Here is a 15,545-nt window from a genome sequence, read left to right on the forward strand (position 1 = left end):
ACCCCATTCAGTTTCTCAGATAAAAAAACCAGTCAGCAGGGCTGACTGGTGGTACAACATCAAGGCTTGATGGCCTGAAGTTAATCTTTTAGCATCGCCACTTGCTGGCTGCCGGCCAGTGGCAAGGCACCGGCAAAAGCCTGGTACAGGCTGACCAACTGCTGGTAGTGGGTCAGCGCTTGTTGCGCCTGGGCATCCCGGCTTTGCAGCCAGTCGCGTTCCACATCCAATAACTGCAGAAATTCCACAGTACCGGCGTCGTATTGCGCCCGGGTCAGCTCCACCGCATGTTGGGTTGCCGCCACTTGCTGGCTCAGCCACAGTTCGCGTTCGCGGCTGCTCTTGTAGCCATGAATTGCCGTTTGCATTTGGGCCAGCGCATCAAACACCGCCTTCTGGAAGTTAGCGACGGCCAGTTGCTGCGAGGCTTCTGCACCCCGAATGCGGGCTTGAATCGAGCTGAGTTCAGTGGCTTGCCAGCGTAAGGTTGGCGCAATGCTCCAGCTTTCGTTGGCGCTGCCAAGGCTCAGGCCTGGTGCGGCTAAAAAGCCCAAAAAGCCAGTTAACGACAATTCAGGGTAAAGCTGGGCTGTGGCCACGCCAATGTCAGCATGGCTGGCGGCCAGCTCACGTTCGGCTTGCGCCACTTCAGGCCGGAATTGCAGGTAGTTCAGCTGACTGTCCAGCTGCACCGGGTTATCAAAAGCCGGCAAGGCCGGAGTGGCCTGGCTGGCGACGACCAACTGCTGCGAGCTTTGTGCCAGCAGGGCGGCCAGCGTGGCCTGTGCTGCTGTTTTCAACTGACGCAGTGCAGGTAAAAAGGCCTGTTGCTGGTAAATCTGCGCATCAATACGGCTCAGCTCCAAATCCGAAGCCACACCCGCGTCGCGACGGGCCTGAATAATCTGCTTGGTGCGTTTTAAGTTCTGCAGGTCCTGCTCGGCGACCGATAGGCGCAGTTCAGCGCCGCGGTAATCGCCGTAGCTACTGGCCACCTGAGACAGCAGCGCGATACGCGCCTGCTGCCAGGCTAAGCCTGCTGCTTCGGCCCGGGCATTGGCCGCCACCGCGGCCTGCTCCAGTTTACCGAATAAGTCCAGATCCCAGCTTAACTGGCCACCTAAGCTGGCCTGACGCTGGATTTGTCCGGCGTTTTGCGCCGCACTGTCCGGAATTTGCTGGTTCTGCTGACTGGCGACCAGGTCCATCCGGGCCCAGTCGTCATTGTCTGCATCCTGAAACACCGCATAAGCCCGATCAGCATTGGCTTTGGCGGCGGCCAGGGTCGGGCTGGCCAGCAGTGCCTGTTCTATCAGTCGGTTCAGTTCAGCGTCACCGAGTTGGGCAAACCAGTCGCTGGCCTGTTCAGCCACCTGATACCGCTGCGGCAGGCTTTGTGCTGCAAACAGGGTTGGAGCCTGATAAGGCTGGCCAACTGAGGCGCAGCCAAACAGGGTGGACGCCAGTGCCAGGCTCAGACTGGTCAGTCGGATGCTGTTACGCATGGGCAGATTCCTCCGAAGTGTCAGCCTGAGCCAGTTGACGGTCACGACGACGTGCTAAGGCGTAATAAAACAGTGGGGTTAAAATCAGACCAAAAATAGTGACCCCAATCATGCCGGCAAATACCGCCACGCCCATAGCCTGACGCATTTCAGCACCGGCGCCTGAAGAGAACACCATAGGCACCACACCCATGATAAAGGCGATAGACGTCATCAGAATGGGGCGTAACCGCAGCCTCGCTGCTTCCAGAATGGCATCCATGGTTTTCATGCCGTGGTCTTGCAGTTCTTTGGCAAACTCGACAATCAGGATGGCGTTTTTGGTCGCCAGGCCCACCAGTACAATCAAACCAATTTGGGTGAAAATGTTGTTATCACCGCCGTAGATCCAGACACCAGTCATCGCCGACAGCAGGGTCATAGGCACAATCAGAATGATCGCCAGTGGTAAAGTCAGGCTCTCGTATTGCGCAGCCAGCACCATAAACACCAGCAGGATCACCAGAGGGAAAATCAGCAGCTCGGTATGGCCAGCCAGAATTTGCTGGTAACTCAGCTCAGTCCACTCATAGGTCATGCCTGGTGGCAGGGTTTCTGCCAGAATTTTCTCAATAGCAGCCTGCGCTTCACCTGTACTGAAACCAGGGGCCGGGCCACCGTTAATTTCAGCTGTGGTGTAGCCGTTGTAATGCATCACCCGGTCCGGGCCTGCCACATGCTTCACGCTGACAAAAGAACCCAGTGGGATCATCTCGCCTTTGTTGTTACGCACTTTCAGCTGACGGATTTGCTCAGGGTTTTGCCGGAACTGCTCGTCGGCCTGAATATTGACCTGATAGGTACGGCCAAACTGGTTAAAGTCGTTCACATAGGTCGAGCCCAGGTACACTTGCAGCGTCTGGAACACTTCGTCCAGATCCACTCCCTGTTGTTTGGCTTTGGTGCGGTCCACGTCCAGATCCAGTTGCGGCACATTCACCTGATAGCTGGAGAACACACCAGCCAGTTCCGGGGTGGCCCAGGCTTTTTGCATCACTTGCATGGTCACACCAAACAAGGCTTCATAACCCAGATTCGCTCTGTCCTGAATTTGCAGACGGAAGCCGCCTATGGTGCCTAAACCCATCACAGGTGGCGGTGGAAAAATCGCAATAAAGGCGTCCTGAATACCGGCAAACTTCTGGTTCAGCTGCATCGCAATCGCATTGCCCGACAGCTCAGGGCTGGTGCGCTGGTCAAAGTCATCCAGGCCGACAAACACAATGCCTGCACTTGGGCTGTTGGTGAAACCGTTAATCGACAGACCAGGGAACGCAATGGAGTTGGCCACACCTGGGTGGTCCAAAGCAATTTGCGACATTTCTTTGATCACCGCTTCAGTGCGATCCAAAGAGGACGCGTCGGGCAGCTGAGCAAAAGCCACCAGGTACTGTTTGTCCTGTCCAGGTACATACCCTGTTGGCGTTTGCTGGAACTGCACCGCAGTTAAGCCAACCAGACCGACATACAGCACCGCAATCAGTGCGCCCATGCGGATCACTTTACGCACCATCAGCTGGTAGCCGTTGGACGCGCGGGCAAACAGGCGGTTAAAAGGACCAAATAACCAGCCACCGAAAGCTTTGTTCAGTACACGGGTCAGCGCATCCGGTTTCGCACCATGCGGTTTTAACAGCAGGGCAGACAAGGCCGGGCTCAGGGTCAGTGAGTTCAGAGCCGAGATAAAGGTAGAGATGGTAATGGTCAGCGCAAACTGCATATAGAACTGACCGGTCAGGCCAGACATAAAGGCCGTAGGCACAAAGACTGCTGCCAGCACCAGGGTGGTGGCGACGATAGGGCCAGTCACTTCTTTCATCGCTTTTTGCGTGGCCGCCATTGGCGACAAGCCATCGGCAATATTCCGCTCGACGTTTTCAACCACCACGATCGCGTCGTCGACCACAATACCTATGGCCAGCACAAGACCAAACAGCGACAGCGCGTTTAACGAGAAGCCAAACAGATGCATCATGGCAAAAGTACCGACCAGCGAGACTGGTACTGCAACCAATGGAATAATGGAGGCGCGCCAGGTTTGCAGGAACAGCACCACCACCAATACCACCAATAACACGGCTTCCAGCAGGGTTTTCACCACGGCTTCAATCGAACCGCGCACGAACACTGTCGGGTCGTAAACGATGTCGTAATTCAGGCCTTCAGGGAAACCTTTGGCCAGTTCAGCCATAGTGGCCCGCACGTCTTCAGAGATCTGAATAGCGTTGGAACCCGAGGCCTGGAAAATAGGAATGGCCACAGCGCCTTTGTTATTCAGCAAAGAGCGCAGCGCGTAGGTTTGCGCACCCAGCTCAACCCGGCCAATATCACGCAGGCGGCTGACTTCGCCGTTGTCACCAACTTTAACAATAATGTCGGCAAATTCCTGTTCTGTGCTCAAGCGGCCTTTGACATTGATCAGCAACTGGAATTCGCTGTCACCACTAGGCTGAGCGCCCAGACTGCCTGCAGCTGCCTGTTGGTTTTGCTCCTGAATTGCCGCCACCACCTGAGCCGGGGATAAGCCAAGCGCAGCCACTTTATCGGGATCCAGCCAGACCCGCAGGCTGTATTCACCTGCACCAAATAAACGGACTTCGCCGACACCTTTAATCCGGGCCAGCTCGTCTTTGATATTCAGCGCGGCATAGTTCGACAGATAGAGCATGTCGTAACGATCGTCCGGTGAGGTTAAGTGCACCACCATGGTTAAATCCGGTGAGGACTTCTCGGTGACTACACCCAGTCGCTGCACTTCTTGTGGCAAACGTGGTTTGGCACGGTCAACCCGGCTTTGCACCTGGGTTTGAGCGCGGTCCACGTCGGTGCCTATGGCAAAGGTGATGGTCAGCGTCATGCGGCCATCTGAAGTGGCCTGGGAGGACATATACAGCATGTTTTCCACGCCGTTAATTTCCTGCTCCAAAGGTGATGCCACGGTATCGGCGATGACTTTCGGGTTGGCGCCAGGGTAGTTGGCGGTGACCACCACAGTAGGTGGCACCACTTCAGGATACTCAGTAATTGGCAATTGCCAGACGCTGATCGCGCCGCCGATAAAAATCAGCAGCGACAGCACAGCGGCAAAGATGGGTCTTTTGATAAAAAATTGCGAAAACATGCTGGTGCTTACCCGTGTTCAGGTTGATTGGCGGCGGCAGCAGTCAGTTGTTTCTGATGCTGTTCCAGTTGTTGCTGCTCGGTACGCAACTGGCCTATCTGCTCGTCACTGGCCATAGGCACTGTTTGTGGGCTGATGGCCATGCTGGGGCGTACCCGTTGCAGCCCGTTCACCACAATGCGGTCTTTGGCATTCAGGCCGTCTTTGATCAAACGCAGGCCATTGATCTTTTCACCCAGAGTGACAGCGCGGTACTGCAGCTGATTGTTCGCGTCCACCACCAGCACAAACTTGTTCGACAGGTCGGTGCCAATGGCTTTGTCATCAATCAGTACGCCCTGGCTGCTGGCCTGACCGGCCAGTTTGATGCGGGCAAATAAACCTGGGATCAGCTGTTGATCTTTATTATCGAAGCTGGCGCGGGCACGGATAGTGCCGGTCTGCGGGTTCACCGCATTGTCGATAAAGTCGATACGGCCGACATGGCTGAAATTGCTGTCACCGGCCAGAGCCATATAGACAGTACCGGATCCGGCAGCGTTTTTACTTTGCTGCGCCTGGCGCTGATAACTTAAGAAGGTTTGTTCGTCGGCATCGAAATACGCATACATAGTGCTGGTGCTGACTAAGCGGGTCAGCTCGCTGCTGCCTGCGGTGACAAAGTTACCGGCGGTAATTTGTGCATAAGACACTTTACCGCTGATGGGTGCTTTCACTGCGGTGAAGGACAAATCCAGCTCGGCTTTATCCAGTGCGGCTTTGACCGAAGCCACAGTGGCAATGGCTTGTTGTTTGCGGGCCAGACGGGTGTCCAGTACTTCTTCAGACACGGCACTTTTGCGTTCCAGTTTGGCGGCACGCTGGTAGTCATTGCTGGCTAAACGCTCAGCGGTTTGGGCACTTTGCAGTTCGGCTTTTAACCGGCTGACTTCGGCTTGAAACGGGCGAGGGTCAATCTGGAACAGCAGGTCGCCTTGTTGCACCAGGGCGCCTTCTTCAAAATAGACTTTTTCGATATACCCAGAGACGCGTGGCATCAGGGTGACAGTCTGTGGTGCCTGCAGGCGACCGGTAAATTCATCCCAGTGGGTGATGGTTTCATACACTACTTCAGCCACCTGCACCGCAGGGGCCTGCATGGCACCGGGGGTTTGCTCTGTTGGTTGACCACAGGCGCTTAACACTGCGGCAGCCAAAGCTCCCAGTAAAAAGGGTCGAATGCGGTGTTTCTGGCTCATGGCCTGCTCCTTAATAAATTTACCTTGAGGTGATGCGGCACAATACAACTTAATTTTGTACTGGTCGGTAAATATATGGGAGGCGAAAAAGAAGTCAATTTATTTTTGTACTGGGTAGTAAAAAATTAATAGACCATTTTTAGACGTGACAACAGGTTTTCGTTATATGCCAAGGCGAAGACGCACTGAGCTGGTTGCTATTCTATACAATAATGTACCGTGTAGTAAATATCCCTTGCTGGACAAGTGCTGTAAAGCTGTTTATCCTGTAGCCACTTTAATAGTCCGGAGTATGAGATGTCAGCTACTGCCTCTACTGCAGCGCCATCTGTAGGACGCCCGCGCGCTTTTGATATGGACACCGCTTTGCAAAAGGCTTTAGAAGTTTTCTGGCTGAAAGGCTATGAAGGCGCTTCGTTGCCTGATTTATGCGAAGCCATGGGCATTAACAAGCCCAGCCTGTATGCGGCATTTGGCAACAAAGAACAGCTGTTTTTAAAAGCCATTGAGCTGTATGAAAACCGGCCTTGTGCCTTTTTCTACCCGGCGCTTGAGCTGCCAACCTCTTATCAGGTGGTGCAGCATATGCTTTGTGGCGCTGCCAAAGCCAATGCCGATCCGAACAGCCCACCGGGTTGCGTCATTGTACAAGGTGCCATTTCCTGCAGTGAGGCCGGAGCTTCGGTGAAACAGGCCTTGATTGAAAAACGTCAGAAAGGCGAAGTGGCTTTGCGTGAACGGCTGGAAAAAGCGCAAGCTGAAGGTGACTTACCGGCAGACGCCGATCCGGCGGCGCTCGCCCGTTATATTGGTGCTGTACTGCAAGGCATGGCCATTCAGGCCACCAGCGGTGCCAGTTGCACCGACCTGCGGATGGTGGCAGACACTGTGCTGCAGGCCTGGCCTGGTAAAAAGTAATACCGGGTGACCACTTCGGCGGAGCAGACAGCTCAACCTTTGGCTGTCTGTTCTGGCCAGACAAAGTTCTTCCTGAATGCTGGCAGCGGCTTAAGTCTCTGCTAGTGTTAACAAAATGTCTGTATTGAGCATGTTGTTCATGACTTTTGTTGACCAAAAATTCCAACTGAAACTCATCGAATTTATCGAAGTCTGTAAAGACGGTTACGCCATTCTGGATGCCGATGATCGGCTGATGGGCTGTAACCTGGCCTTTTGTGACATCTTTTACATGGATATGGCGTTGATGCAGGGCATCCGTTTTGATGACCTGATGCGGCAGTCGTATTCCAGGCGTAAAGGCATTCGTATAGAGACCAATGACATCGAACAGTGGTTGCAGGAAGCGCATCAAAAACGCCGGCACAACCCATTTCGGTTGTTTGAAGTGGATTTGCTGGATGGTCGCTGGTTTTTGTTTTCCGAACAGGTGCTGGACAGCGGGGAAATGCTGATCCAAGCCAAAGAAATTACCAAACAAAAAGTACTGGAACACCAGCTCAATTCCAAAGTCGCGACTTTAAGTGAGCTGGCATTAACGGATGAGCTGACCAAAGTGGCCAACAGGCGCAGCTTTGTCGAATCGGTGGATACCGAACTGGCGCGTTGTCAACGCCAGCACAAACCATCAGCCTTGCTGCTGCTTGATTTGGACTTTTTTAAATCAGTCAATGATACCTATGGTCATCAGGCTGGTGATGAAATTCTCAAAGCCACAGCGGTTCGTTTTAAAAAGGCTTTGCGGGAATACGATATTGTTGGCCGCATCGGCGGCGAAGAATTTGCGGTGTTTTTGTCGGAAACTACACCGAAAACTGCCTTGCAGGTGGCCGAACGCATTCGCTCTTTACTGGCCGATTACCCGATGAAAGCCGGCAGCGTTGAGCTCTGTATGACCACCTCCATCGGCGTGGCCTTTTGTCAGGGCCAAAGCAGTTTTGAAGCGCTGTATATTGAAGCGGATTCGGCTTTGTATCAGGCCAAACGCAATGGTCGTAACCGGGTGGAGCTGTACAGAATGCTCGACGAATAAAAAAGGGCCCGCAGGCCCTTTTTGGCAATCAACAGATTAGAACTTGTAGTTCAGCTTACCGTAGATATACATACCACGAGGGTTGTACATGCTGGTGACATAACCGTACAGGTCGCCGTCGCCATCACCGATAGCAAATGGTGGATCTTCGTCGAACAGGTTGTTCACACCTAAGGTCAGCTTGGTGTTGGCGTTCAGGTTGTAGTAGCCCTGTAAGTCGACCAGCAGCTGAGCTTTGACTTTGCGTGAGGAGTTTTCTTCGAAATCCAGTACACCGTCAAAGTCGATATCCGGCGTGTCTTCAAACTCGCCGGTATAGGTCAGTACTGTGGCCAGACCCCAATCGTTTAACGACCAGTCCGCAGTCGCTGTCCAGCGGTGCTGTGGATAACGGTATTCACCGGTGTAATCCTGGCCATCTTTCTCAAACTTATTCAGGTAGGTGTATTCACCACGCATTTTGACCAGACCCATGCTGCTCAGGTCGAATTTGTAGTTGGCACTTAAGTCCACACCTGAAGCTTCCTGTGAGCTGACGTTAAAGAAGGTATTGTTCAGCTGATCCAGTTCACCCAGCGTCTGGCCTGGCAGTGGTGCACGACGCACACAGATGGTACTGGCCTGGTTGTTACATTCGGCCATGTAGACGTCGCCGAATGGCACTTCATCAATTTTGTTGTCTTGCGTAATGCTCCAGAAATCCAGGCTGATGTCAAAGTCTTCGGTCGCCTGCCAGATAGTACCGACGTTCCAGCTTTCTGATTCCTCCGCTTCCAGGTTCGGGTTACCGGCAAACACTATGGTGTAGTCGGTTGACGCACAGGCTGGGTTGCTCGCGTCTGGCGTTGGGCAGCGGTAGGTGTCGACGAAGAATTGAGATTCCTGCGATGGGCCAAGACCAACCTGAGCCAGTGATGGCGCGCGGAAACCCTGGCTCCACGAGGCGCGGAACGACAGTTCATCCGTTGGCGTGAAGTGGAAGGCAATTTTCGGATTGGCGGTGCCACCGAAATCGCTGTAGTGGTCATAACGTTCGGCCAGTTGCATTTCCAGATGTTCCAGCAGTGGCACAGAGATTTCCACATAAGCCGCTTTTTGTGAACGGCTGGCGGCGGCAGATACAGACTCAGTACCGAAAATCAGACCGCGTTTGAATTGATCGTCTGGCTCGTCGACGGCGTCTTCTTTGCGGTATTCAATACCTGCGGCCAGTGATACGGCACCATGGCTGACGTCAAATAACTCGCCGCTGATGCGGGCGTCGGCTGAGGTCATATGGGATTTACCCTGGCGCACCAGGCTGGTGGTAATGGCGTCAATCACGCTTTGAGGGTTTTGCACTCCTCCAAATGGGTTGTAACGGCCAGCATCAATTTCCTGTTGCAGGAAGTCGGTGCGTACCCAGCCCTGTGATTTATCGCCAGTCTGGCTGGATTCACTGCGGCCTTTTTGAGCTGCAGCTTCCCAATCCCAGCCACTGACCTGGCCGCGTAAGCCGACCAGAGCGCGCAGGGTGTCAGAGCTGATATCCCAGCGTCTGTTGCCAGCGTCAACCGTACGGTAACGGCTGATTTGTATATCTTTACCAAAGGGGTTGTTTGGGTGAGACGCAGACACCGTTAAACCGGCGCCTTCATCCAGCGGTGTCGCTGCGCCGCCTGCGGTTGAGGTGTTGTGCTGCGCTGACAGTTCAGCAAACAGAGTCACGTTGTCATTGACTTCCCGGTTCAGTGACAGAATGGCACCGATACGTTCGGCTTCCGGTACTGCGATAGAGGACGGACCATAATCATACAGACAGGTAGCGCCATTGCGACTGCCTGCAGGGCAACCAGGGTCTATTGTTGGCTCGCCATCGACAATAAAGCGGCCAGGGTAACCACGGGAGGAGCGGAAATCTTCACCACCGTAAGGCGTCTGGTTGGCGGTGCCAAACCGGCCCAGTTCAGAGTTATCAATTTGCGAGTTGTTGAAGTAATCCAGGATCAGCGTGATGTTGCTTTTATCATCGCCGGTGCCCCAGACGGTCGAAAAGGTTTTTTCGTTGTAGTTAGGCCCTGTGGTGCCACCGTAACCCAGGGTCACGTCGGTGCCGCGGTAATCTTTACGCAGAATAATGTTCACTACACCGGCGACGGCGTCGGAACCGTAAATGGCGGACGCACCGTCTTTTAATATGTCGACACGTTCAATGGCGGCCATCGGGATGCTGTTGATATCAACGAAGCTGTTGACGATGCCTTCGGCGAATGGACTGCTGGCCACACGACGACCGTTGATTAACACCAGAGTGGCATCAGCGCCAAAACCACGTAAGCTGATAGCGGCCGCACCGTTGGCGGTTGAGTCCTGGCTGTTACCCCGGGTAGAGAAGGTACCGGCACCAGATGATGGTAAACGTTCGAGTAATTGTTGCAGGTTATCAAAACCTGATTTGTCGATATCATCCCGGCTGATCACAGTGACCGGCGATGGTCCTTCCAGATCGGTACGTTTGATATGCGAACCCGTCACCTGGATACGTTCCACGTCAGCGGTTTTTTCGTCTTGTTGTGCAAACAGAGGTTGGCTGAATAGTACGGCGCTTATGGCCAAAGCGCAGGGACTCACCCGGATTTTATTCTTCTTCATGTGTTACCTTCCTAACTGGATTTTTCTTGTTGCATTCTTTATAAGTTATTAATAAACCAACAGTGTTGGTGCACCAGATATAGTACAGGCGGCAATTGCCTGTAAATAAGCAAGGGCTAATTTCTGCGAAGAAATTGCAATCAAGTGTTACTTTTGTAATGAATGGTTAAGGCGCCTGTGAGCAGATTTTGGCGGCAGACCTATGGCGTTAGCCTGATGAAATCCTCAGAATACGCGCCCTCAACCCCCTGGCTGTAAACGGGAAACGAAAATGATTCACCCACTGGTTTTGCTCTGTTGTCGTGGTCTTGTGGTTCTGCTGTTGCTGCTGGCCTTGATGGCGCCAGTGCTGGTGCAGTGGCCAGCGGTCTGGCAGTGGGATTATCTGTATTGGAAGCTACTGCCGGCAGCGGCGTTTTATCTGTTTTTATGCAGTTTGTTTAGTAAAATCCGCTGGGGGTTGATCCTGCTCCTGCCGTTTTTGCTGCTGGTGCCGCAGGAAGTGTTTTATCTCTATACCTATCAGAAATCCACCGATGCCCATGCACTGGCGATAGTCGCCGAAACGGATTTAGCCGAAGCCGCCGGGTACCTGACCGGCATCGGCTTGCTGTTAGCTGCACTGGTGGTTGGGCTAATCGCTTTGTGGGGGTATACCTTACGTTTTGCCTGGTTGCAGAAATGGCAGTGGGGGCCGGGTTGGCGGCCTTGTTTGTGGTTAGTCTTTGCCGGTTTGGCAGCGTCGACCAGCTGGCATGAGTGGCAGTATCAGCAGTTGAACAAAGCGGCAGAGCGCAAGAACCCACAGGAAACGGTGTTTGCCAGCCGTCCTTTGCCGTACAGCTACGAAAAGTTTCATGCGACCTACCCACTGAATTTGCTGGTGGCACTGAATGAGTTCAGGGTGCAGCGCGAAGCCACAGCTCAGGTGGCATCCCAAATGGAACACTTTCGTTTTGGCGCCAAACAACAGCCGGAGCTGTTTGGGCGACAAATCTATGTTTTAGTCGTTGGAGAAACCCTGCGGCCTGACCGGCTGCAGCTCAATGGCTATGCACGCTCCACTACGCCACGACTGGCTGGCACGGACAACCTGATCAGCTACCCGGATATGATCAGTCCCTGGGCCTGGACCCGAATGTCGGTGCCGGTGATTTTGTCGCGCAAAGCCGGTACCGACCAGCGCTACTTTCCAGCGGAGGCCTCGCTGGTGACTGCGTTTAAAGAAGCTGGTTTCAGCACCTACTGGTTGTCGACGCAAAGCCCGTTGGGTGTGCATGATTCGTCCATTGCGCTGCACGCCAGTGAAGCGGACCAGGTGCAGTACCTGAACCCGGTCGGTTATAGGCAGGAAGGCTTCTACGACGAAATTTTATTGCCAGCGGTAGAGCGGGTACTGGCGCAAGATGAGCAGAAACAGCTGATCGTATTGCATACGCTCGGCAGCCATTTCAGTTACGCTGACCGTTACCCAAAACAATTCGATTTGTTCACACCGTCGGGCAAAGGACAAAGCATCAGCATGCACGACAGTTCCGCCCGGCAACTGCTGAACAATGCCTATGACAACAGCGTCGCCTATACCGACTTTGTGTTATTTAATCTGATTAATCAGCTGAAGCAGACAGAGGCCAGCTCGGCGCTGTTGTTTGTTTCTGACCATGGTGAAAATATTTTTGATGGCCAGTGCGGCAAAAGCGGCCATGGCCACAACACCGAATTTGATTACCGGGTAGCGGCCTTATTGTGGTTTTCTGAAGCGCTGAAAGCACAGCAACCACAAAAGACCCAATTGGCGCAAAGCCGCCGGCAGCAACCACTGATGACAACTCAAGTCTTTGATACCTTGCTGGATTTAGCCAACCTGAGTTATCCGGAGCAGCAACTGCAGCAAAGCTGGGTGAACCCGCTCTGGCAGCCTGGCCCGCGCGTGCTGCAGCAGGGCATCAATTTTGATACCGCCAAACGCGATCCCGTCTGCAAAGAACTCTCGGCAGTATTTTAGCTTGTCATGATACTGAAATATTATAGTCATAAAATAGCCTTCAAATGGTCATAAAGAAGACATGAAAATGTCATTCTTTTTGCACTCTGCACACACCATTGAGCAATGCCATCGCAGCCTGACGGCTGTGGGTGGCATCACTGAAAAATAGTAAACACTATCGGTGGCTTTGGCCCGGATCAGGAACTGAATTATGTTTGCAAGAACTCTCGTTGCTATGGCGTTGACTGTGGCGGCCACTTCGGCTGCAGAAGCAAAGGACTGGGAAATTTACGGCAAAATTAATGTGTCGGCTCAGCAGTCCGATGAGGGGGAAGGATCCTTTGGTGAGTTAAAAAGCAATGCTTCACGTATTGGTGTCAAAGGCGACTATGCGCTGGAACATGACCTGACCCTGATTTATCAGCTGGAATGGGAAGTGGATCTGTCCGACGAAGCCAACGAAAAAAACCTGAAGTCACGTAACCAGTTTATCGGTTTAAAAGGTGATTTTGGTACTGTATTGGCTGGCCGCCACGATACAGCGCTGAAGTTAGCTCAGGGCAAAATTGACCAGTTCAATGACTACGAAGGCGATGTGAAAAGCTTGTGGAAAGGTGAAAACCGGGTCAGCGATACGGTGATCTACCAAAGCCCATCTATTCTGGGTTTTAAATTCACCGCACAACAAATTATGGCTGATGAGCCGGACGCAGACAGCGCCCAATCCTATGCCATTGGTTATGGTGACGAAGAATTAAAAGAATCCGCCTGGTATGCTGCTGTGGCACTGGATAACCGCGTGAACGGCTACGACGCGACCCGTCTGGCCGTGCAAACCAAACTGGCCGGCTTCAAACTGGGTGCCATGCTGCAACAGCAAAAGAATGTTGCCACTGGCGATGAAAAAGACGGCTACCTGGCCAGCCTGGCTTATCCGTTGAATAACGTCGAGCTGAAAACCCAGTATCAGGTGCAGGAAGATGATAACGGTATCTCTGTAGGTGCCGATTACAAGCTGGGTAAAAATACCAAGCTTTATGGCTGGTACAGCAGCTTTGATTTTGACACGGCCACTGACAGTAACTATGTCGCCATCGGCTTAGAACATAAGTTCTGATCGTCGACGATCAGAACTCCGGACAGGCCGCTTCAGCGGCCTGTTTTTTTGTGGCCTTAAAGGCTGTTGCATCCGACAATACGGGCATGATCGCCATGCAGACGCACCACAAAGAGCGGGCAGCTGCTGACCCCTTCAGGTTGTTTGCGTTCGGCACTCAGCCATATCTGCTGCACATTTAATAAATACAAGGCGCTGCCCAGTGGCTGACAGGACAGCAGGCGGTAGTGCACCTGACGCTGTGGGTAGAAGTCTGCCATGCCTTGCTGGTATTGCACTATGGCCCTGTCGCCGGACACCCGTTGCCCTAACAAATTCACCAATAACGCATCCGGTTCAAATAAACCGGCCAGGCTCAGCCAGTGCTGCTGATTTATGGCGTCAGCCAGCTGAGTTAACAGCAGACCGACAGCGTCAGGAACCGGATTGGACTGAATGACTGGGGTGGCGACAGCCTGAACAAGTGCGGACATATTTGGGTTGCTCCCTGAGTTGAACTGCCGTTATGCTAAAACCTCAGGTTAACTTGAGGTCAAGTGATGAATGCATCCGTTGCTGAAAAAAACTGGCTGTCTGTCGGTGATGTGGCGAACCGCACTGGTGTGACAGTATCGGCGTTACATTTTTACGAGCAAAAAGGTTTAATCCAGAGTGTTCGTAATCAGGGCAATCAGCGGCGTTATGCCCGCGATGTCTTGCGCCGTGTTGCCATTATCAAAGTAGCCCAGCGCACCGGCATCAGTCTGGAGCAAATTAAGCAGGCCTTTGCCGTATTGCCGCAAGGGCAACCCGCGCTGCAGCATCATTGGCAGCAGATGTCTGAGTTATGGCATCAGGACTTGACCAGTCGCATTGAGCAACTGAGCCAGCTGCGCGATCAGCTCAGTATGTGCATTGGTTGCGGCTGCCTGTCTTTGCATTATTGCCCGCTGCGTAATCCGCACGATCAACTGGCGACTCAGGGGGTTGGTGCTCATTTTCTACCGGGCAACGGCGATTCGGCCGATGTCCCTTCCTGAGCGACCAGCACCAGGGGGAAGCGATTGAAGTTTCATCTTGACGCAGTAGCATAGAAAATTAGGCTGTTTTTTGGGGAAGAAATGGATGACTCAGCGTCGCGCCCGTGACCTGTTAAGCCTGCTGTTGGGGCTTGGTTTGGCCGGCAGTGCTTATGCAGACCTGACCCTGAATGCGGCCGTCAGTGAGACCAACACCGCCCCTTATGCCATCTTTTCTGAGTCCGGCACGCTGACTGCGGGCCTGGCCAAAGATCTGCTCGACCGGCTGGCAGTCCGGCTGGATGCCCGGCTGAATTATCTGAATTTACCTCGCGGCCGGGTGACCGACTGGTTGCTGGATGGGCGGGCGGATATTGGCTGTTTCCTCAGTCCAGACTGGGTCCGGGTGCCGGGGTTGGCCTGGACGCCTGTGCTGTTTCATACCCAACAACTGATCATTCGCCGTAAAGGCAGCGCCAGGGTGTATACCGCCGTCGATTTGCGCCGCAAACGTATTGGTACCACCCGGGGTTTTGTTTATCCAGAGCTCAGCCTGTCGTTCAGCACAGGTCAGGCCGTACGGGATGACGCCGCGTCACTGGAAAGTAATTTGCAACGGCTGAAGCAGGGGCGGGTGGATTTAGTGATGTCGGTCGATCTGAGTTATGGTTATCTGCAAAAAACTGCTCCGGATCCGGAGCTGGAGGCGGATCCTCTGTGGGCCGAACCTGTTGCGGTGTACTGTGGCCTGAATCCGGCCAAACCTCAGCTGGTGCTTGCAATTCAACAGCAGTTTGAATTAATGAAAAAGGCGGGCGAGCTGGAGCCTATGCTGGCGAAATGGGGTCGTTATCAGCCGGAATTGTGAGACAGCAACAGAAATGACAAAGGAGCCTTGCAGCCCCTTTGATTCACGGTG

At 53.3% G+C, this 15,545-nt stretch carries 11 protein-coding genes; 6 read left to right on the plus strand and 5 right to left on the minus strand.

Translation table 11 applies throughout. The features are described from left to right. Window positions 1-80 precede the first annotated feature (80 nt). From ACFO3I_RS11095 to ACFO3I_RS11105, 3 genes are read right to left on the minus strand one after another with little or no spacing between them, the layout of a single operon-like run. A complete protein-coding gene (locus ACFO3I_RS11095) occupies window positions 81-1,505 on the minus strand; it encodes an efflux transporter outer membrane subunit (protein ID WP_377334054.1) in 1,425 nt (474 codons plus the stop codon). Beyond that, on the minus strand, window positions 1,498-4,665 hold the full coding sequence (locus ACFO3I_RS11100) for an efflux RND transporter permease subunit (protein ID WP_377334055.1): 3,168 nt from the start codon (window positions 4,663-4,665) through the stop codon (window positions 1,498-1,500). Before ACFO3I_RS11100 ends, ACFO3I_RS11095 begins: the two co-directional genes overlap by 8 nt. Before the next feature lie 8 nt (window positions 4,666-4,673). Then, window positions 4,674-5,903, minus strand: coding sequence for an efflux RND transporter periplasmic adaptor subunit (locus tag ACFO3I_RS11105; protein ID WP_377334056.1), 1,230 nt, complete (start codon window positions 5,901-5,903; stop codon window positions 4,674-4,676). 297 nt (window positions 5,904-6,200) lie between these two features. Here ACFO3I_RS11105 and ACFO3I_RS11110 point away from each other — a divergent pair, with 297 nt between their 5' ends. Further along, window positions 6,201-6,821 carry a TetR/AcrR family transcriptional regulator gene (locus ACFO3I_RS11110; protein ID WP_377334057.1) on the plus strand — a complete coding sequence of 207 codons (621 nt, stop codon included), beginning with the start codon at window positions 6,201-6,203 and terminating at the stop codon, window positions 6,819-6,821. Window positions 6,822-6,960: 139 nt separating this feature from the next. After that, window positions 6,961-7,893, plus strand: coding sequence for a GGDEF domain-containing protein (locus tag ACFO3I_RS11115; protein ID WP_377334058.1), 933 nt, complete (start codon window positions 6,961-6,963; stop codon window positions 7,891-7,893). A 36-nt stretch (window positions 7,894-7,929) separates the two neighbouring features. On the opposite strand, the gene ACFO3I_RS11120 is transcribed toward ACFO3I_RS11115, so the two are convergent. Beyond that, window positions 7,930-10,524, minus strand: coding sequence for a TonB-dependent receptor (locus ACFO3I_RS11120; RefSeq protein ID WP_377334059.1), 2,595 nt, complete (start codon window positions 10,522-10,524; stop codon window positions 7,930-7,932). Window positions 10,525-10,795: 271 nt separating this feature from the next. Between ACFO3I_RS11120 and ACFO3I_RS11125 the strand changes: the two genes are divergently transcribed. Beyond that, window positions 10,796-12,529: a phosphoethanolamine transferase gene (locus ACFO3I_RS11125; RefSeq protein ID WP_377334060.1), complete on the plus strand. Its 1,734-nt coding sequence runs from the start codon at window positions 10,796-10,798 to the stop codon at window positions 12,527-12,529. A gap of 193 nt (window positions 12,530-12,722) precedes the next feature. Then, the gene (locus ACFO3I_RS11130; RefSeq protein ID WP_377334061.1) at window positions 12,723-13,628 is read left to right on the plus strand and encodes a porin; all 906 of its coding nucleotides are present in this window, start codon (window positions 12,723-12,725) and stop codon (window positions 13,626-13,628) included. Window positions 13,629-13,684: 56 nt separating this feature from the next. On the opposite strand, the gene ACFO3I_RS11135 is transcribed toward ACFO3I_RS11130, so the two are convergent. Continuing rightward, window positions 13,685-14,101 carry a hypothetical protein gene (locus tag ACFO3I_RS11135; RefSeq protein WP_377334062.1) on the minus strand — a complete coding sequence of 139 codons (417 nt, stop codon included), beginning with the start codon at window positions 14,099-14,101 and terminating at the stop codon, window positions 13,685-13,687. 66 nt (window positions 14,102-14,167) lie between these two features. On the opposite strand from ACFO3I_RS11135, the gene soxR reads away from it, so the two are divergent. After that, window positions 14,168-14,647, plus strand: coding sequence for a redox-sensitive transcriptional activator SoxR (gene soxR / locus ACFO3I_RS11140; RefSeq protein ID WP_377334063.1), 480 nt, complete (start codon window positions 14,168-14,170; stop codon window positions 14,645-14,647). Window positions 14,648-14,732: 85 nt separating this feature from the next. Further along, on the plus strand, window positions 14,733-15,494 hold the full coding sequence (locus ACFO3I_RS11145) for a substrate-binding periplasmic protein (protein ID WP_377334064.1): 762 nt from the start codon (window positions 14,733-14,735) through the stop codon (window positions 15,492-15,494). Window positions 15,495-15,545 lie beyond the last annotated feature (51 nt).

Source organism: Rheinheimera marina (genome assembly GCF_042654345.1).
Classification (GTDB): Bacteria; Pseudomonadota; Gammaproteobacteria; order Enterobacterales; family Alteromonadaceae; genus Pararheinheimera; species Pararheinheimera marina.